Genomic DNA, 18163 nt, shown 5'->3' with positions numbered 1-18163 from the left:
CCAGCGCGATGCGCTGGCGTGAGCGCGCCCCAGGGGACGTGAGCGCGGGTCTCCGGAGGGGCGCGCTCACGTCAGAGACCCGCGCTCGCGTCAGCGCACCGCGCTGGCGTCAGGCCCAGGGATCAGGAGCGGCCGAGCCACCAGGCGGGGGAGGCCGCGATGACCGTACGGGCCGCCGCGTCGATGTCGTCGAGGTCACCGGATCGGAGCCACTCCTCGATCGCCGCGACCGTGCCGGCACCGGCGTAGGCCACGAGCATGCGCACGTGTCGCTCCGGCGTGATGCCGTCCTCGCGAGGTGGGGCGATGTGCGGGTGCCGGTCGAGGTGGTGCGCGAGCGCCTGCTCGATCCGCTCGGTGAGCGCGTCGCGGAGGGGTCCGATGAGCCGCGGATGCATCGAGTTCCGGTAGATCGTCGCGTGCTCGGCCACATGGCGCAGGAGGTCGCGCTCGGACTCGTCGAAGACGCTCAGCGTCGAGTCGCTGTGCGCCGGCAGATCGGCGTGCGCACGGAGCGTCTCGTCCAGTTCCTCTCCGAGTACGTCGGCGAGCAGGTGGACCGGTGTCGCGGCGTGACGATAGAAGGTGTCGCGGGTGATCCCCGCGACCCGGGACACCTCCGCCACGGTCACCTGATCAATGCGCTTCGCCGCCGCGAGGGTGTGGATCGCGTCGCGGAGGGCACTGCGTGTTCGTGCCTGACGGGGGTCCATGCGTTCACTCTAGTGAGGCCCGATTGGATAGCCTGTGCGCTAAGTTGCACCCCGGCTCGGAGAGTGCAATACTGCACTTCGTGATGCAGAGTGCAACTTCGACGAATCGGCTGTCCGACCGGATGGCCGCCACCGCTGCGCGCCTGACGACCGTGTCGCGTCGGCTCACGGCCACCCACGGGCTCAACGGCTTCACGATCGAGGAACTCTGCGAGGAGGTCGGCGTCTCGCGTCGCACCTTCTTCAACTACTTCCCAAGCAAGGAGGACGCCGTTCTCGGCGTCGACGAGACCGAGGAGACCGAGCGGTTCGCCACCGAGTTCCTCGCGCTCGGCTCGCGCGGGTGGCGCGCCGTGCTCGACGACTTCATGCACATCGCGGCCGGTCATGCGGAGCGGTCCGGGTTCGGTCTCGCCGAGCACGTCGACTTCCATGCCGCCCTCGAGCGCGAACCCAAGCTGCTGGTCCGCTTCATGGGCCTCAACCGTGAGCGCGAGCAACTGCTCGTCGAGCTCATCGCCGCGCGGGAAGGCGTCCCGGCGGACGACCCGCGTGCCCGCGCCTGCGCCGATCTCTTCGGGATGGCGATCAAGACGACGATGGCGCGCGTCTTCGGCAGCGGCGTCACCGACCTCGGCCAGGGCGGGGAGTTCGACATCGTCGGCTCCATCCGCGACTGCCTCGCGACGTACCGCACCATCCTCGAGCCCGACGACCCCGAACCCGCCGACGCCGGACCTGCCGACGACGCCGCGCCCCAGAACCCCCACACGAACCCCACTCCCCGAAAGGACCTCCCGTGACCGCCGCCACCGCCGCACCCACCGAGGGCCCGATGCTGCTCACCAAGCGCCGCATCTGGATCATCTTCGCCGCCCTCATCGCGGGCATGCTGCTCTCCAGTCTCGACCAGACGATCGTCTCCACCGCCATGCCGACGATCGTCGGACAGCTGGGCGGCGTCGACCACCAGGTCTGGCTCACCACCGCCTACCTCCTGGCGACCACGATCGTCATGCCCGTCTACGGCAAGTTCGGTGACGTCCTCGGCCGTCGTCGGCTCTTCCTCGTCGCGATCGCCCTGTTCACGATCGCCTCCGTCGGCTGTGCGTTCGCGGGCGACTTCACGCAGCTCATCGTCTGGCGTGCCGTCCAGGGCCTCGGTGGCGGTGGCCTCATGATCCTGTCGCAGGCGATCATCGCCGACATCGTCCCCGCCTCCGAGCGCGGCAAGTACCTCGGCCCGCTCGGCGCCGTCTTCGGTCTCTCCGCCGTCGGTGGCCCGCTCCTCGGTGGCTTCTTCGTCGACCACCTCACCTGGCAGTGGGCGTTCTACATCAACATCCCGGTCGGCATCGCGGCCTTCGCGATCGCGTTCTTCACGCTGAAGCTGCCGAACAAGAAGGCGACCGCGCCGATCGATCTCCTCGGCGTCATCTTCCTCTCGGCGTTCACCACCTGCCTCATCTTCTTCACCGACTTCGGTGGCGACGCCGCGCACGGGTGGGGTGCCATCGAGACCTGGATGTTCGGCATCGGCATGCTGCTCGCCGCGCTGCTCTTCGTCATCACCGAGGCTCGGGCCAAGGACCCGATCATCCCGCTGTCGCTCTTCAAGAACCCGACGTTCATCAACGCGACCGCGATCGGCCTCACGCTCGGCCTCGGCATGTTCTCGGCGATCGGCTTCGTGCCGACCTTCCTCCAGATGTCGTCCGGCACCTCGGCAGCCGCATCGGGCCTGCTCATGATCCCGATGATGGTCGGCCTCATCGGTACCTCGATCGTCTCGGGGAACCTGATCACCAGGACCGGTCGCTACCGGATGTTCCCGGTCATCGGCACGCTCGTCACCGCCGCCTCGATGGTCGCGTTCACGACGCTCACGGCGGACACCCCGATCTGGCTGATCTGCGTCTTCCTGTTCTTCTTCGGCGCCGGTCTCGGCCTGATCATGCAGGTCGTCGTGCTCGTCGCCCAGAACTCGGTGGACGCGTCGATGGTCGGAACCGCGACCAGCACGAACAACTACTTCCGCGAGGTCGGTGCGTCGCTCGGTGTCGCCGTGTTCGGCACGATCTTCACCACGCGCCTCACGGCCAACCTGAAGGACGTGTTCGCGAGTTCGGGTGCCAGCGCGGGGGACGCTTCCAATGCGGCGGCGACGATCGACCCGCAGACGCTCAGCCAGCTTCCGCCGGGCATCCGCGACGGTGTCGTGACCGCCTATGCCGACGCTCTCGCCCCGGTGTTCTGGTACCTGCTGCCGTTCATCGGCGCGGCCTTCCTGCTGTCGTTGTTCCTCAAGCAGATCCCGCTGTCCGACGTCGCCGGGCTCGTCGCCCGCGGCGAGGCGGTCGGCGGGGACGAGGCGGAGTCGCTCGAGGCCGCAGCGCGCGGCAAGGTGCCTGCTTCGACCACCGGGGCACCCGCGTTCGACCGGGCCTCGGGTGGCGACGGTGAACTGGCGGACGCTGATCGCGAGCAGTCGCCGCGGTAGGACTCGGCCGCTGCCTGACGCCGGCCCTGGGACACGTCGTCTCGGGGCCGGCGTCGTCATGCTGAGGGCTGCCTGAAACTATCTGACATGTGACTGATAGATGCGTATGCTGGGGGGTGCTCGCCAGAGCCGGTGAGCAGAACGGAGCGGCATCATGTCGAATGCATCAATCCAGGGCCGGTTCGCCGGCAAGGTCGCGATCGTCACCGGGGGCGTGTCCGGCATCGGGGCGAAGATCACCGAACGGCTGGTCGCCGAGGGCGCCTCGGTCGTCGTCGCGGACATCAATGCCGAGCTCATCGCGGGTGCCGCCGAGACCTTCGGCGATCGCGTGTGGGGTCGGCGCACCGACGTGACCGACGAGGTTGACTTCTCCGCGCTGGTCGCCGAGACCGTCGAACGCTTCGGCACGCTCGACACGCTCTTCAACGTCGCCGGTGGATCGCGCGCCGGGACGATCACCGACATCTCCTTCGAGGACTGGGACTTCACGGTCCGACTGAACCTCTACAGCGCCTTCAACGGCACCCGGCTCGCCGCCCGTCAGTTCCTCGCCGAGGGCAAGGCCGGGTCGATCGTCAACATCGCTTCGCTCAACTCGCTCGTCCCCATGCACTTCGGTGTCGGCTACACGGCGTCGAAGGCCGGCGCGGTCATGTTGACCAAGCAGGCGGCGCTCGAGCTCGGTGAGCATGGCATCCGGGTGAACGCCGTGTCGCCGGGTCTCGTCGCGACGCCGTTGACGAAGTCGCTGACCGACATCCCCGGTGTGCAGGCCGCGTACGACGAGCGCATCCCGCTCCGACGTGCCGCTGCGCCGGAGGAGATCGCCGCAGCCGCCCTGTTCCTCGCGAGCGACGACGCGTCGTACATCTCGGGCGACAATCTCGTCGTCGACGGTGCCTGGCAGACCACCGGCTATCCGGACCTGCGACCGTTCATGAGCTGATCAGGTGGGGCCGACGGCTAGCCCTTCGGGGAGACGACCTTGATGCGGGAGTGACCCGAGGGGCCGCCGGTCGACTCGATGTGGGTCTTGAACGCCTCGAGCGCCCCACGGACGACCCGTCCGGCGAGCCCGAGCGCCGCAGCGGTCCGCTCCACCGCGGACACCGGCTTCCAGTGCACCGTGACGTCCACGCGGGTCTGCTGCTTGTCGATCGCGTCGAAGGTGGCGTCGCCACTGAACCAGACGTCGCCCTCGATGGTGCGCCAGACCAGACGCTCCTCGGGGAGCTGCTCCAGGATCTCGACGAGGAACTGCCGCGAGAGCTTGCTGATCGCGACGGTCCAGCGACTGTAGACCTCGCCGGTCAGCTTCACCTCGCGTACAGCCGGCAAGAACTCCGGGTACGACTCGAAGTCGACCCACTGCTTGTAGACGGCGGCGATGGGGAGGTCGACGATGATGCTGTGCTGGACGGTCGAGACCCCGTCCTCCGCCGTACGGGTTCGTTTCGCCGTCTCTTCGTCCCCGGGCTCGAACGATCCGTCGTCGGGGGCGGAGTCGGTGCTTCCTCGTCGCTTCATTTGTCCTTCTTGTCCTTGTTCTTGCCGTTGTTGCCGTTGTTGCCGTTGTTCCCCTTGTTCCCGGAATCGTCCCCGCCTCCGTCGTCTTCGACCGGTGCAGCGGGTTCGGCCGGCGCGACCGAACTGGGTTCCGGGGTCGGCGTCGGGGTCTCGACCGCGGGGGAGAGGTCGGCGCGGACGAGCGCGATCGCCGCACGGATGTCCGCGGCTCGGGTCGCCGAAACGGTCCCAGCCGCCTCAGCAGCGGCCAGCTGCGCCTCGAGCGCGTCGAGAGCCGCGAGCGCACCCGCAGTGTTGCCGTCGGCGGCTGCGTTCGCGACCACGAGTACACGACTCTGCAGGTCGCGGCCGGTGCTCGCGTCGAGGTCTGCAGCGGGTCCGGTGCAGCCACTCAGCAGGGCGACGACGATCACCGGTGCTGCGAGCAGCCGGAGCCCTCGGTTCCAGGAGTTCCTCACGGCGTCACCTCCCGCAGGAGTTCATCCAGATGCGTCGACAACGGTTCGGGCAGGGTGGGCAGCGTCGGGGCGGGCGGCTGTGCCTGGGACACGATGAGCCAGACGACGGCGACCGCGATCACCAGCAGCACGGCCGCGAGGATCAGCCAGCGTCGAAGGCGCCGCGGCTGGTGCGCTGCGGCCGGTCGCCGTGCGCCACCGTCGAGACGTCGCTCCGAGCGGCGAGTGTCGTCGAGCACCGCGGTCGGGCCGGTCTCGGCGCGCGCGCCTGTCATCGACTCGAACGGCGTCGTCGAGACGAGCGGCTCGGTCGCTGCCGTCGGTGCCGGGTCGGCGGTCGTCGTCATCGCAGGTGCCGAGGTCGCCACGGTCACATCCGCCGGGTCGAGCACGGGGTCCATCGCGCGGACGGTCGTCGCGACGTCGAGGGCGGTGGGGCGTTGCGCCGGATCGGCGGCGGTCATCGCGGTGAGCAGCGACTTCCACTGGTAGCCGAGCTCACCGGGGATCGTCGGCGACGCGTTGAGGCGTGCCATGAGCGACTCGTGCGTGGTGGTCTGCGGGTAGGCGCGGCGACCGGTCAGGGCTTCGAGGAGGACGAGTCCGAGGGCGTACACGTCGGCCGGAGGGGCCGGATCCGCTCCACGGACGAGCTCAGGACTGAGGTAGGCGACCGTGCCCATCAGTGAGCCCGGCGCGGTCATGCGGGTGCTGTCGATGAGGTAGGCGATGCCGAAGTCGGCGAGCTTCGCGCGGTACTCCTGGTGGGGCAGGATCGTCGGTCGCAGCAGCACGTTGGACGGCTTGATGTCGCGATGGACGACCCGCGCCGCGTGCACCGTGTGGAGTGCCTCCGCGAGGTCGACGGCCATCGCGGCGACCTCGGACGACGGAAGCGGCGACCGAGCGATGCGTTGGGACAGCGTCGGGCCGTCGACGTGCTCCATGACGAGGTAGGAGCCGTCACCGGCCACGACCCTGGCGTCGAACAGGGTGACGAGGGCCGGGTGGTTCAACGACGCGAGCAGACGCGTCTCCGAGGCGGTCCTGGCGCCGTCGGTCGCATCGGTCGTTCCCGGGCGGAACAGCTTGACCGCCACCTTGCGCCCGAGCACCTCGTCGGTCGCCAGATGGACGGTCGCCATCCCGCCGGCACCGATCGGTCGCTCGAGTCGATACCGACCGTCCAGCAGTTCGCCGCTCTGGGACTGCGCGGTAGCGGGTTCGGTCATGGGTGGTGCGGCCGGTCCGGTCGTCAGAGGACGGGGCCGTCGTTGTCGGTCGTGCTGCGGCGGGTGACGCGTTCGCCGCTACCGGGGTCCACTGCGGAGCGCGTGGTCGAGGAGACCTGTCGGCGGCGGAGCACGAGCACGAGCGAGATGAGGAACACCACGGCGCCGGCGGCCATGAGGATGTACCCGATGAGCGTGAGGTCCACAGCGGGGACGTCGACGTTCACGGCGAAGGCGAGGATGGCGCCGATGACGATCAGGGCGATTCCGGTTCCGAGACCCATGAGTAGCTCCTCTTCTGGACGACCGTGAGTTCGAGCGGATCGCTCAAGGGGTGTTCACGGACGACTCAGCCTATTATTGAGTCAATCACGGTTGAGTCAACGGGGGTTGTGTCGGTGGAGTCTCTGGCGGTAAGGGCGTCCAAGTTCGCCGCGCTCGCGGAGCCGGCACGGCTGCGCATCGTGGACCTCCTGGCGCTCGGTGACCTCTCACCGACCGAGATCCAGCTCGCCCTCGGGATGGGGTCGAACCTCGTCTCCCATCACCTGAGCGTCCTCCAGCGAGCGGGGATCCTCTCGCGGTCGCGATCCGAGTCCGATGGACGCCGCAACTACGTGCGGCTCGTCCCGGGGGCGTTCGACCGCCTCGCGCCCGAACCGATCAGCGCCCCGGCGCGGGTCGTCTTCGTCTGCACGGCGAACTCGGCGCGGTCGCAGATGGCGGAGGCGCTCTGGCAGGACCGCAGCGATGTCCCCGTCGCATCCGCGGGCAGCCGGCCGGCGAGCGAGGTCAACCCGGGCGCCGTCCGGGCGGCGGCACGCCATGGCGTCCGGATCCGCCCGAGCGTTCCACGCGCAACGGCGGAGGTCCTCCGGCACGGCGATTTCGTCATCACCGTGTGCAACCGGGCGCACGAGGAGCTCGGCGGGCTGGACGACCTGCACTGGTCGATCCCCGACCCTGCCGTACCCGCGACCGACGAGGCGTTCGACGAAGCGTTCCGGGACATCCGCCTGCGCGTCGACGAGTTCGTCAGCCGGCTGGCACCGGTCGCCGGATAGGACCGGGGCGCCCGGCGGTGGCAGCTGGTCGCGGCACCGACCTCATCCGGCGTCGGGCAGGAGTTCCGGGCACTCGCCGCCGGGGACAGTGGCCAACTCGAAGTGCCAGATCTCGTTCGCGTAGGTCTGGCAGAGGCCGTAGTCGGCGCCGTGCTCGATGAGCCAGTAGTCGGCGTCCGTCGCACCGATGTCGACGGCCGCCCCGCGCGTGTGCGAGGAGCCGTCGGGCGTCGCGACGTACTGCCGCGCGGCCGCCTCACTGCCGTACTGGAGGATCGCCTCGTCGAGCAGGTGCTGCTGGTACGCCGTGCTCCGCCATCCGGAGCTCACGTACAGCGCGACGTCGTCCTGCGCTGCTGCGTCGGTCGCCTGCTGGACGGCCTCCAAGAGGTCCGCATCGAGGTTCGCGATGGCCGGGAGATCGGTGTCGTAGGCCGAGTACCGGTTCTCCTCCAACACGCCGTCGTCGGTTCCGAACGCGCCATCCGTCGTGGTCATGGTTCCGGCACCCGCGTCCCCGGACGGTCGCTCGGTCAGCGCGGTGATCCCGCGGGTGATGGTCGGCGCGACGCCCGTGCACGCGACCAGGGCGATCGCGGCGGTGAGGGCGACGGCCGTGGCGGCGAGGATGACGACGGCTCGGTTGGAGCCTCGGCGGGCGACGGTGCTCCGTCGGCCCGGGTGCCGGTGCGGCTGCTGCTGGTGCTGCATGTCGTGCTGCATGGTTCCTCCTCGGTCGGTCGTCGGTGTTCGGCACGCGACGACCAGGCCCCAGTCCAGCTCGGCGACGGTTGCGCGGGCGTCGGACGATCACCAGACGGTTCCGAAACACCGCGCCGCCTACGATCGACACGACGCCCATCGCGGGCGCTGGAGCGACGCCTTCGACGCGTCGTCCGTCCCGAACACCGGAGGTCCCATGCGTGTCCTGATCGCCGAGGACGAGCAGTACCTCGCCGAGAGCATCCTCGAGGGTCTGCAGCACGAGGGGCTCGCCGCCGACCTCGTGTTCGACGGCGACACCGCGCTCGAGCGGCTCGCCGTCAACGCCTACGACGTGGTGGTGCTCGACCGCGACCTCCCTGGCACGCACGGCGACGACGTCTGTCGCTGGATCATCGCCCAGGAACTGCCCTGCCGGGTGCTCATGCTCACCGCGGCCGCCGACCTCGACGACAAGGAGAGCGGCTTCGAGATCGGCGCCGACGACTACCTGACCAAGCCGTTCGAGCTGCGTGAGCTCGTCCTCCGGCTCCGCTCGCTGGCGCGTCGACCCAAGGCGTCGCTCCCGCCCGTCCTCGAATACGCCGGTGTGCGGCTCGACCCGTTCCGCCGCGAGGTCTACCGCAACGGCCGGTACGTGCGCCTGGCGAAGAAGCAGTTCGCGGTGCTGGAGATCCTGCTCGCGGCCAAGGGTGGCGTCGTGAGTGCCGAAGAGCTCCTCGAGCGCGCCTGGGACGAGCACGCCGACCCGTTCACGAACGCCGTGCGGGTGACGATGTCCACGCTCCGGAAGGTGCTCGGCGAGCCGTGGATCATCCACACCGTGCCGGCCGTCGGCTACCGGGTCCTGCCGCCAGGTGAGGCTCCCGCCGAGACGAGCGGCGCGGACGCCGACGACGAGGACGACGAGGTGGGCGCATGACCGCCGCTCCGGCCGTCGGTGACGACGCCCGGCCGACGTGGATGACCGCCCGCGTCAAACTCACCGCGACCTATGCCGCCTTCACCGTCGTGACGGGCCTGATCGCGCTCATCGTCATCAACGTCATCATCTGGCGGTTCCCCAGCTATCCGCTCGCGCCCGCCGCCGACAGTCGACAGATCTCCGCCATCACCCGCGGCGAGATCCGCGATTCGCTCATCAACTACTCGATGCTCGCACTCATCGCGATGGCCGTGATCGGGACCGGCGTCGGCTGGATCGTCGCCGGACGGGTCCTGCGGCCGCTGCGGGACCTCAACGCGGCCGTGCGCGCGGCGGCGGAGGGCTCGCTCGACCACCGCATCGCGATGACCGGTCGCCGCGACGAGTTCCGCGAGCTCGCCGACCGCTTCGACGACATGCTGGCACGCCTCGAGCAGTCGTTCCTGACGCAGAAGCGGTTCGCGGCCAACGCCTCGCACGAACTGCGGACACCGCTCGCGACGATGAAGATGCTCATCGAGGTCGCCCAGGCCGACCCGGAGGGCCGCGACGTCGACCGCGCGTTGCGACGGCTGCACGAGACGAACGAGCGGGGGATCGCGATCGTCGAGGCGCTCCTGCAGCTGAACCAGCTCGATCGCCGCCCGCTCGTGACCTCGCCCGTCGACCTGGCGGCGGTGGCTCGCGACGCGTCGCAGCTCATCTCGCCGGAGGCCGCGGACGCCGGGGTCACGATCTCGTCGACGCTCCGGAGCGCATCCGTGCGCGGCAACCGCGTGCTCCTCCAGCAACTGTTGACGAACCTGCTGTCGAACGCCGTGCGCTACAACAGCGGCGCGGACGGTTGGGTCTCGGTGTGGGTCGGACCCGACCCGCAGGCGCCGGGACGCGCCGTCGTCGTGGTCAGCAACTCGGGGCCGCTGCTCGAGGAGGCTGAGGTGGCGCGGTTCGTGGAGCCGTTCGACCGGCGGGACGCCCGGATGGCGCGGGCTGCCGGTCCTGATCGGGGGAACGGTCTCGGGCTGACCCTGGGGGCCCGCATCGTGGAGCTGCACGGCGGGTCGCTGCGGCTCGCCCCGCTGCCGGCGGGTGGACTCGAAGTGACTGTGCTGTTGCCGGCTCACGACGCCGACCCGGCCGGAGCCTGACCGCGGAACGACAGGACACGGAACGACGGAACGGCCGACCGATCACAGGATCGGTCGGCCGTTTCGGCTGGTGCGGAGGTCACTGCGCGGCGCAGGCCCTGGCCTCATCGAACAGGTCCTCCGGCAGGTCCCACACCCCGTTCGCATCCGGGTCCGGGACGTCGAACCCCTGGTCGCGCAGGCACTGGGCGCGGAGCCGGAGCTCGTCGGAGATCTCGGCCTTGCTGGGCTGATCGGGGTTCGTGGGCGGCGGGCCGAGTTCCTCGGCGCAGGCGTCGTAGGCCGTGTTCATCGCCTCGCCACCGTCGAGGGTGATCGCGGTGCCGGGTTCCGGGTCCTCGACGTCGAACCCCTGGTCGCGCAGGCAGCCGGCGAGGGAGATGGTGTAGTCGTCGAACGCCTCGGCGTAGGAGTCGGCGGTCGACGGCGATCCACCACCCGACGGTGCTTCCGCGGATCCGGAGCAGGCGGTGAGCCCCAGCATGAGGGCGAGGACGGGGACGGCGAAGCCGATGGCTGTGGGTCGGCGCATGGGTGGTCCTTTCTGACGGGCGACCGGTGTCGGTCACCCAGCCATCCCATCAACCGGCCTGTTCCCTCCTCGTCTCCCGATCACCAGACGTTCCCAACATCCCGCCCTGCCCGCGAACTGTCACCAACGGCTAGTCGGGGCGGCCCGGACTGGCAGCAAGCGACAGTTCGCGGGCAGGGGAGGGTCAGTTCATGCGTGTGACGATCCAGACGATCAGCGTTCCGACGACGAACGCGACGGGGATCCACCTCCCGGATCGTCGCAACCTGCGGCCGGACGGAGCGACACCCGGCGGCGGGGTGAGCAGTCCGACCGCGGGGGAGCCGGTCTGAGCACCGGGTGCGAGCTGGTGATCCACCGCTCCGGTCGCCTGCGACAGAAGACGGTCGTCCCGCCACCGAGCCCACTGGTCGAGCTTCGTCATCAGCGCGTCGACGATGCTGAACAGCCAGGCCCAGGTGTCGGGATCGAGGGTCGACACCTCCCGTTTCGTGTAGAGGAACAGCCAGTCGTCGATGATCTCGACGTCGAGCTCGGCGGCGTGGTCGATGAACCTCGCCATGATGTCCGGCGTGAACAGGTAGAGCGCGTCGCGTTCGTAGCCTTCGGGGCAGTAGAGCGTGAAGTGCCGGTCGAAGTCGCCTTCCAGGGAGAGTCGCTGGGCCCGTTGGAACGCTGCCGGGAGGTTCGAGCCGAACCCGTTGTTGCCGATCGCATCGAGCACGATGTTCGGCAGGGGGACGTCGAGCTTCACCGCGACGTATCCCCAGTGGTGGGTCGTCGAACTCTTCCCGTGACGGACCGTGTACCGGTAGTTGCCGAACTCCACGGCGCGGGGACGACCACCCCGCAGCACGTCGGTCGACTGCCGCGACGATCCGATCCCGAAGATCATGCCGGGGAACGGAGGGTAGCTGAGGTCTGCGGTGAAGGTCATCCCGTTGGCCGCGGCGAATTGGGAGAGGCGGAAGCGCTTGATGCGTCTCGTACGCCAGGAGAGGACTGCGAACACCGCGACGGCGGCGGCCGCGAGGAGCCCGATCCCGAGCAGCGGCGTCGGGCCGGAGCCGCCTTGTGAGGGCGAGGGCAGCGTTCCCAATAGGACGAACCCGGCGACGGTGACCACGACGATCGCCGCGAGCAGGCCGATGAACAGCCGGGCGGACGGCGCGCGATGGTACGAGGGCGCCTTCGCCATGGCGTCACGGTCGATGGGGTCGATGAGCGCTCGGGTGTCGATCGTGCCGTCCATCCCCTCACGCTACCTGCCCGCGAACTGTCACCAACGGCTCGTCCGAGCGGCTCGGACGAGCAGCAAGTGACAGTTCGCGGGCAAGGGGAGGGGGGAGGGGTCACATCGAGCGGCGGAGCCAGCTTTCGACACCGGAGACATGGACCGTGACCAGCGCACGGGTGAGTTCGGTGTCGCGCTTCTCGAGGGCGTCGACGATCGCGTGGTGCTCCTGCAGGGTGCGAGCGACGGCCTTCTCCTCGGTGAGGCCGCGCCAGATGCGGGCCCGGACCGTCTTGCTGCCGAGCGCGGCGAGCAGACTCGCGAGGTAGGCGTTGCCGCTCAGCTCGATCACGCGGGCGTGGAACTGCAGGTCGTGCGCGACGAGGTCCTCGACCGTCGTGGACTCGTCGACCTCATCGACCATGCTGCGCAGCTCGGCGATCCGCTCGTCGTCGAGGTGCTGGATCGCCATCACCGACGCGGAGGGTTCGAGGATGCGGCGCACCTCGAACATCTCGATCAGGGAGGCGTCGGCGTGCATGTCGATGACGAACGACATCGCCTCGTGCAGCAGGCTCGGCTCGAGCGTCGTGACGTAGGTGCCGTCGCCGCGACGGACGTCGAGCACGCGGATCAGCTCCAGCGCCTTCACCGCCTCGCGGAGGGAACTGCGGGAGAGCCCCAGGGTCTCGCTGAGCTCCTTCTCCGGAGGGAGGCGCTGGCCGGGTGTGAGGTCGCCGGCGACGATCATCGCCTGGATCCGCGCGATCGCCTCGTCCGTGACTGCCATGCGACCCCCTGCTCGAGCGAGACGGTCACGTGGAACACCGCCTCGCGTCATGATACATCCGACGTTTTCGCCGGCCGCACCCCGACCAGGCTCCACGCACCGCCGACATCGGGCACCTTGTGTTACGTCAGGTTGAGCGCCCTCTCGCGGCCCGTCCGATCACTCCCTACTGTTGCTGCAACCCGACGTCCCGGTGCGCCCCGACCGCTCCGACAGCGGATGTCGGCACGCTCCACCACCCCCTGCACCGTCCCGCACCCCACCGTCATCTGGAGTCCCCATGCGTCGTCGATCGCGCCTCGCGCTGTCTCTTGTCACCCTGGCCGTCGTGGCCGGCCTGGCCACCGGTTGTTCGCTCAAGCAGTCCTCGTCCAGCGAGTCGACGAGCGGCGCCGCTGCCAGCTCGGCCGCCTCAGACGTGGACGTCCCCTCGCTCAAGGGCAAGACCGTCGGCGTCGCCGCCAAGGACGTCGTCCGCGACTTCGGCCGCCTCACCTACCAGGGTGTGCAGGACCGCCTGGAGGAGCTCGGCGCCAAGGTCGTCGCCACCCAGGCCGACGCACAGGACGACAAGCACCTGGCCAACGTCGAGAACCTCGTCTCGCAGAAGGTCGATGCGATCGTCGTCATCCTCGGTGACGCGACCACCCTCGCCCCGGCCTTGCAGCAGGCGAAGGACGCCGACATCCCGGTCTTCACGATCGACCACGCCAGCGAGAACTCGGTGAACAACATCGGTTCCGACAACTGGCAGATCGGCTCCACCCTCGCCCGCACCCTCGCCGAGGACATCGGCGGGAAGGGCAAGGTGCTCGTCTTCAACGGCTTCTACGACGTCACCCCCTGCCAGATCCGCTACGACGAGTTCAAGCTCGTGCTGAAGAACTACCCGAACATCGAGATCATCGAGCCCGAGCTGCAGGACATCTACGAGGGCACCATCGAGGACGCCAAGCAGAAGACGAACGATGCGCTCACCCGCTACCCCAAGGGCGAGATCTCGGCCGTGTGGTCGTGCTGGGACCTCCCGGCGATCGGTGCCTCCCAGGCCATCGACGCGGCGGGCCGCGACGAGATCAAGGTCTACGGCGTCGACGCCGAGCCCGGAGCGCTCGACCTCATCCAGGACCCCGACTCGGTGTACCAGTTCACGGTCGCGCAGCAGCCGACCCTGTTCGGGACGACGAGCGCGAACAACGTCGCCCTGTACCTCGGCGGCAAGCAGGACGAGGTGCCGCTGAGCACCTACCTCGACGCCGTCTTCATCGACAAGGCGAACGTCGCCGACGAGCGCAAGCGACTCGGCCTGGAATGACGCACGACACCTCGATCGACGGTCAGGCCGCCCAGCGCTCGCTGGGCGGTCGGCCCGGTGCAGCCACGACCGAACCCTCGGCTCCTGCCGTGAGCATGCGGGGCATCGCGAAGGACTTCGGTGGCGTCCGGGTGCTGGACGACGTCGACCTCGAGGTGCACCCCGGCGAGGTCGTCGCGCTCGTGGGCGAGAACGGCGCGGGCAAGTCGACGCTCATCAAGATCCTCACCGGCCTCTACACGGCGAGCGAGGGCGCCATCGAGATCGACGGTGAACCGGTCGTCATCCGCAACCCGGGCGACGCCGAACGCCTCGGTGTCCGCGTCATCCACCAGGACCGCCACCTGGCCGGTCGGCTCACGGTCGCGGAGCAGCTGTTCCTCGGCTCGCGCTCCGCGTTCCTCACCGGCCGGCAGCTCGACCGGCGCGCCGAGCGGGAGCTGCTCGACCTCGTCGGGCTCGACGTGCCGGGCAAGACCCTCGTCGACGAGCTGAGCGTCGCCGAGCAGCAACTCCTGCAGCTCGCGATCGCGACGATCACGCGCCCGCGGGTCCTCGTGCTCGACGAACCCACCGCACCGCTCGCCGCCGGCGACGTCGAGCGGCTGTTCCGCATCGTCCGGACCCTGCAGAGCCAGGGCGTCGCCGTCATCTACATCTCCCACTACCTGCAGGAGGTGCGCGACATCGCGTCCCGCGTCGTGGTCCTCCGGAACGGTGAACGCGTCGGTGCCCTCGACCTCGCCGATCCCGACGCGACCCTCGACGCCATCGTCCAGCTCATGGTGGGGCGGAGCGTCGAGGAGTTCGGCGACCGGGAACGGATCGTCGCCGACGCCGTCGCCGAACCGGTCCTCGCGATCGATGGCCTGACGGTCCCCGAACGGCTGCACGGCGTCTCGATCGCCGTCCGTCCGGGCGAGATCGTGGGCGTCACGGGTCTCGTCGGCTCGGGCCTCGAGGAACTGGCCGACGCGGTCACCGGCTTGCGCGCGCACGGCGGAACCGTGCGGCTCGGCCGGGCGACGATCCGCTCGCCGAGGGCCTTCGTCCGGGCGGGTGGGGCGTACGTCCCGGCCAACCGCCACCGCGACGGCATCCTGAACCGTCAGTCCGTCCGCGAGAACCTCACCCTCGCCGCGCTCGACCGCATCACCGGGCTCGGCGGGATCCTGCGTGGTCGACGCGAGCGGGAGATCGCCGCCGACCTCGTCGCGAGGCTCGACGTCCGGCCCGCGAACGACACCGCGGTGGCCGGGAGCCTTTCCGGCGGCAACCAGCAGAAGGTCGTGCTCGGTCGATGGCTCGCGGCCGGATCGACGGTGTTCGTGCTCGACCAGCCGACCTCCGGCGTCGACATCGGGTCGCGTCAACAGATCTACGCGGAGATCGACGCGCTCGTCGCGCAGGGCGCCGGCGTCCTGCTCGTGAGCGTCGACCTCGAGGAACTGATCGGCCTCGCCGACCGCGTCCTCGTGCTGTACCGCGGGACGATCCGGACCGAGCTGCCCCGATCGCAGGCGACCGCCGACACGATCCTCGCCTGGTCGACGGGCGCCGCCGAGGTCGCGTCAACGCCGCCGGCCCCCTCGGTCCCGCCGGTCCCTGAGCTTGCCGAAGGGCCCACGTCGTCGACGCAGGCTGATCCCCCGAGGTCTGCCCCGTCGGCAGACCCTGGAGGCGGCACACTGCCCACCCGAGGAGCTTCCGCATGACCGCCCTCTCCGCTCCACCCGTCGCGCCCGGCCAGGCGCCGTCGGCCGCAGCCGAGTCCGCGACCAAACGCCGTCGCCCGGTCTCCCGGTTGGGACTCATCGGCTACGCGATCGTCGTCATCGAGGTCGTCGTCTTCGCGGTCGCCTCGCCCGGCTTCCTCGACCCGGCCAACCTCGCGACGATCCTCACCCAGTCGGCGGTCTACGCGATCGCGGCCTTCGGACTGTCCATCGTCGTCGTCACGGGCGGTGAGGACGTCGTCCGCGGCGGCATCGACCTCTCCATCGGCGCCGTCCTCGGCTTCTCCGGTGCCCTCGTCGCGGTGCTCCTGCAGGCCGAGCTCGGTCTGCCGCTCGCGCTGCTCATCGGGCTCGGAGCCGCGGCGGTCATCGGGCTCGTGAACGGTCTCGTCGTTGTCGCCGGGATCCGCCCGCTCCTCGTCACCCTCGCGATGATGAGCATCGTCACGAGTCTCACCATCGTCATCACGAACAACGTGAAGGTGCCGGTCTCCGACGCCGGGCTGGTCTGGTTGCGGAGTGGACACGTCGTCGGTGTCCCTGCCGCGGTCGTCGTGCTCCTGTTCGTCTTCGCGGTCGCCGCCTTCACCACCGGGCGCACCAGCTGGGGCGTGAAGAACGCCGCGGTCGGGCAGAATCCGACGGCCGCCCGGGTGGCCGGGATCGCCGTCAACCGCCACATCGTCGTCAGCTACGTCCTCGCGGCGGTCCTCGCCGGGATCGCGGGCGTCCTCATGACCAGTCGGTTGTCCGCTGCCCTGCCGGGGATCGGCGAGCAGTCGCTCATCGACATCCTCCTCGCGACGTTCCTGTCCATCGCGTTCTCCCGTCGGCTCGTCGTCACGATCACGGGGACTCTGTTCAGTGCCGTGTTCGTCGCGATCCTCACCAATGGCTTCAGCCAGCTCGGCGTCCCGAGCCAGTGGATCGGCATCACCAAGGGTGTGTTGATCCTGCTGGTCCTCGCGGTCGCCGCGATCCGCGAACGGAGCGTCAAGCGATGAGTGTCGACACGCGCACGCAGTCCTCCGCCACCACCGGCGTCTCCGTCCCGAAGGCCGGGTCGGTTGGACCGGGAGGCGGCGATGACCAGCGTCCCGGCGGCCCGCTCTCGAGGCTGACGGTCCGTGGCCTCGGTGCCGCGGTCCCGCAGGCGCTCGCCCCCGCCGTGCTGGCCGTGCTGCTCATCGTGTTCGCGGTGCTGTCGCCGTCGTTCCTGACCGCCGACAACCTCCTTGGCGTGCTCAACCAGAACGCGCTCCTCCTGCTCGCGGCCGTCGCGATGACGGTCGTCGTCCGCGCCGGTGGCATCGACCTCTCCATCGGTGTCGCCATCGACCTCGCGGCGCTCACCGCGTCGGCGCTCCTGGCCGACGACTACGTGGCCTGGGTGGCGATCGTCGGCGGTCTGGTCGTCGGCCTGCTCGTCGGGGCCGTGAACGCGTTCCTCATCGTGGTGCTGCGCATCCGACCGTTCCTCGCGACGCTGAGCGTCTGGTTCATCGGTGGTGGCGTGCAGCAGGTCGCGACCGACGGCGGGTCGCCCATCTACCTGTCGCGCAGCAGCGTGCCGGACGAGTTCGCGTGGCTGGGTGCCGGAACCGTACTCGGTGTCGCGGCGCCGATCGTCGTCGCCGTGCTGGTGCTGATCATCGTCTGGGCTGCGCTCGAACGGAGTCGCTGGGGTCGGGTGCTGACCGCGGCGGGTGAGCAGCCGACGGCGACCCGGATCTCCGGTCGGCTGGCGGGGACGTCGATGGCGACCGCCTTCATCTTCGCCGCCGGGATCGCGGCCATCGCCGGCCTGATCCTGGCCTCGCGGAGCCAGGGCTTCGTCGCGAACAGCGGGCAGCTCTACGTGCTCGACTCCATCGGTGCGGTGTTCATCGGGACGACCCTGAGTCGGACGGGGCGGCCGAACCTCTTCGGGACGCTCGTCGGCGTGCTCATCTTCGCCCTGCTGACGAACGGGATGAACCTCATCGGGCTGTCCTTCTACTGGCAGGGTCTCGCCCGCGGTGTCGTGCTCATCCTGATCCTGCTCCTCGGAGTCCTCCTGGCGCGCGACCGGTCCCGCAAACCCCTCACGTGACGCCCATCCGATTCCCGCTGTGGTGGTGTGGCCGGGCCAGCGCGGTGCGCTGACGCGAGCGCGCCCCGCACGCGTGAGCGCGGGTCTCTGGAGACCCGCGCTCGCGCTCATGACCCGCGGCGAGGCCCAGCGCACCGCGCTGGCATCGGGTCCCACAGGGCCGGGCCACCC

General features: G+C 69.7%; 19 protein-coding genes. 10 read left to right on the top strand and 9 right to left on the bottom strand.

Features of this window, described 5'->3' with window-relative positions:
- Positions 1 to 122: 122 nt before the first annotated feature.
- Complete coding sequence (locus IFT89_RS14940) at positions 123 to 713, bottom strand: TetR/AcrR family transcriptional regulator (protein ID WP_086474807.1); 591 nt, start codon at positions 711 to 713, stop codon at positions 123 to 125.
- A gap of 83 nt (positions 714 to 796) precedes the next feature.
- Between IFT89_RS14940 and IFT89_RS14935 the strand changes: the two genes are divergently transcribed.
- From IFT89_RS14935 to IFT89_RS14925, 3 genes are all read left to right on the top strand, one after another.
- Positions 797 to 1516 (top strand): TetR/AcrR family transcriptional regulator, encoded by a 720-nt coding sequence (locus IFT89_RS14935; RefSeq protein ID WP_194603394.1) that lies wholly within the window; start codon positions 797 to 799, stop codon positions 1514 to 1516.
- 32 nt (positions 1517 to 1548) lie between these two features.
- Positions 1549 to 3213 (top strand): MDR family MFS transporter, encoded by a 1665-nt coding sequence (locus tag IFT89_RS14930; protein WP_124770019.1) that lies wholly within the window; start codon positions 1549 to 1551, stop codon positions 3211 to 3213.
- Between the two features lie 154 nt (positions 3214 to 3367).
- Positions 3368 to 4162: an SDR family NAD(P)-dependent oxidoreductase gene (locus IFT89_RS14925; RefSeq protein WP_202939346.1), complete on the top strand. Its 795-nt coding sequence runs from the start codon at positions 3368 to 3370 to the stop codon at positions 4160 to 4162.
- A gap of 17 nt (positions 4163 to 4179) precedes the next feature.
- Here the strand turns inward: IFT89_RS14925 and IFT89_RS14920 are convergent, their stop codons facing one another.
- From IFT89_RS14920 to IFT89_RS14905, 4 genes are read right to left on the bottom strand one after another with little or no spacing between them, the layout of a single operon-like run.
- Positions 4180 to 4743 (bottom strand): SRPBCC family protein, encoded by a 564-nt coding sequence (locus tag IFT89_RS14920; RefSeq protein WP_137244017.1) that lies wholly within the window; start codon positions 4741 to 4743, stop codon positions 4180 to 4182.
- Positions 4740 to 5201, bottom strand: coding sequence for a hypothetical protein (locus tag IFT89_RS14915; RefSeq protein ID WP_202939345.1), 462 nt, complete (start codon positions 5199 to 5201; stop codon positions 4740 to 4742). The genes IFT89_RS14920 and IFT89_RS14915 overlap by 4 nt, the downstream gene beginning before the upstream one ends.
- Complete coding sequence (locus IFT89_RS14910) at positions 5198 to 6433, bottom strand: serine/threonine-protein kinase (protein WP_202939344.1); 1236 nt, start codon at positions 6431 to 6433, stop codon at positions 5198 to 5200. The genes IFT89_RS14915 and IFT89_RS14910 overlap by 4 nt, the downstream gene beginning before the upstream one ends.
- A gap of 23 nt (positions 6434 to 6456) precedes the next feature.
- Positions 6457 to 6717, bottom strand: a complete 261-nt coding sequence (locus IFT89_RS14905; protein ID WP_064295666.1) for a DUF6458 family protein — start codon at positions 6715 to 6717, stop codon at positions 6457 to 6459.
- Positions 6718 to 6831: 114 nt separating this feature from the next.
- Between IFT89_RS14905 and IFT89_RS14900 the strand changes: the two genes are divergently transcribed.
- Complete coding sequence (locus IFT89_RS14900; protein WP_307783528.1) at positions 6832 to 7497, top strand: metalloregulator ArsR/SmtB family transcription factor; 666 nt, start codon at positions 6832 to 6834, stop codon at positions 7495 to 7497.
- Between the two features lie 42 nt (positions 7498 to 7539).
- On the opposite strand, the gene IFT89_RS14895 is transcribed toward IFT89_RS14900, so the two are convergent.
- Complete coding sequence (locus tag IFT89_RS14895; RefSeq protein ID WP_244650746.1) at positions 7540 to 8220, bottom strand: M15 family metallopeptidase; 681 nt, start codon at positions 8218 to 8220, stop codon at positions 7540 to 7542.
- A 196-nt stretch (positions 8221 to 8416) separates the two neighbouring features.
- On the opposite strand from IFT89_RS14895, the gene IFT89_RS14890 reads away from it, so the two are divergent.
- Together IFT89_RS14890 and IFT89_RS14885 are read left to right on the top strand one after the other, a co-directional pair.
- A complete protein-coding gene (locus tag IFT89_RS14890) occupies positions 8417 to 9142 on the top strand; it encodes a response regulator transcription factor (protein WP_085513911.1) in 726 nt (241 codons plus the stop codon).
- Positions 9139 to 10293: a sensor histidine kinase gene (locus IFT89_RS14885; RefSeq protein ID WP_202939342.1), complete on the top strand. Its 1155-nt coding sequence runs from the start codon at positions 9139 to 9141 to the stop codon at positions 10291 to 10293. Before IFT89_RS14890 ends, IFT89_RS14885 begins: the two co-directional genes overlap by 4 nt.
- 79 nt (positions 10294 to 10372) lie before the next feature.
- Here IFT89_RS14885 and IFT89_RS14880 read toward each other — a convergent pair whose 3' ends face one another.
- The 3 genes from IFT89_RS14880 to IFT89_RS14870 all read right to left on the bottom strand — a co-directional run bounded on the left by IFT89_RS14880 (position 10373) and on the right by IFT89_RS14870 (position 12849).
- On the bottom strand, positions 10373 to 10825 hold the full coding sequence (locus IFT89_RS14880) for a hypothetical protein (RefSeq protein WP_202939341.1): 453 nt from the start codon (positions 10823 to 10825) through the stop codon (positions 10373 to 10375).
- Positions 10826 to 11009: 184 nt separating this feature from the next.
- Complete coding sequence (locus IFT89_RS14875) at positions 11010 to 12077, bottom strand: hypothetical protein (RefSeq protein ID WP_202939340.1); 1068 nt, start codon at positions 12075 to 12077, stop codon at positions 11010 to 11012.
- A gap of 100 nt (positions 12078 to 12177) precedes the next feature.
- A complete protein-coding gene (locus IFT89_RS14870; RefSeq protein ID WP_064295672.1) occupies positions 12178 to 12849 on the bottom strand; it encodes a FadR/GntR family transcriptional regulator in 672 nt (223 codons plus the stop codon).
- A 280-nt stretch (positions 12850 to 13129) separates the two neighbouring features.
- Between IFT89_RS14870 and IFT89_RS14865 the strand changes: the two genes are divergently transcribed.
- Genes IFT89_RS14865 through IFT89_RS14850 form a run of 4 tightly spaced genes read left to right on the top strand, consistent with a single transcriptional unit; the run spans position 13130 to position 17992 of the window.
- A complete protein-coding gene (locus IFT89_RS14865) occupies positions 13130 to 14164 on the top strand; it encodes a sugar ABC transporter substrate-binding protein (protein ID WP_079706592.1) in 1035 nt (344 codons plus the stop codon).
- Entirely contained in the window at positions 14161 to 15879 is a 1719-nt protein-coding gene (locus IFT89_RS14860; protein ID WP_192019889.1) for a sugar ABC transporter ATP-binding protein, read from the top strand. Before IFT89_RS14865 ends, IFT89_RS14860 begins: the two co-directional genes overlap by 4 nt.
- On the top strand, positions 15876 to 16904 hold the full coding sequence (locus tag IFT89_RS14855) for an ABC transporter permease (protein ID WP_124767441.1): 1029 nt from the start codon (positions 15876 to 15878) through the stop codon (positions 16902 to 16904). The genes IFT89_RS14860 and IFT89_RS14855 overlap by 4 nt, the downstream gene beginning before the upstream one ends.
- Complete coding sequence (locus IFT89_RS14850) at positions 16901 to 17992, top strand: ABC transporter permease (protein ID WP_202939339.1); 1092 nt, start codon at positions 16901 to 16903, stop codon at positions 17990 to 17992. Before IFT89_RS14855 ends, IFT89_RS14850 begins: the two co-directional genes overlap by 4 nt.
- Positions 17993 to 18163 lie beyond the last annotated feature (171 nt).

This window comes from Plantibacter sp. CFBP 13570, assembly GCF_014841395.1.
GTDB classification, from domain to species: Bacteria; Actinomycetota; Actinomycetes; order Actinomycetales; family Microbacteriaceae; genus Plantibacter; species Plantibacter auratus.
The sequence above is the reverse complement of the archived record's forward strand: the minus strand, read 5'-3'. Positions and strand labels throughout refer to the sequence as shown.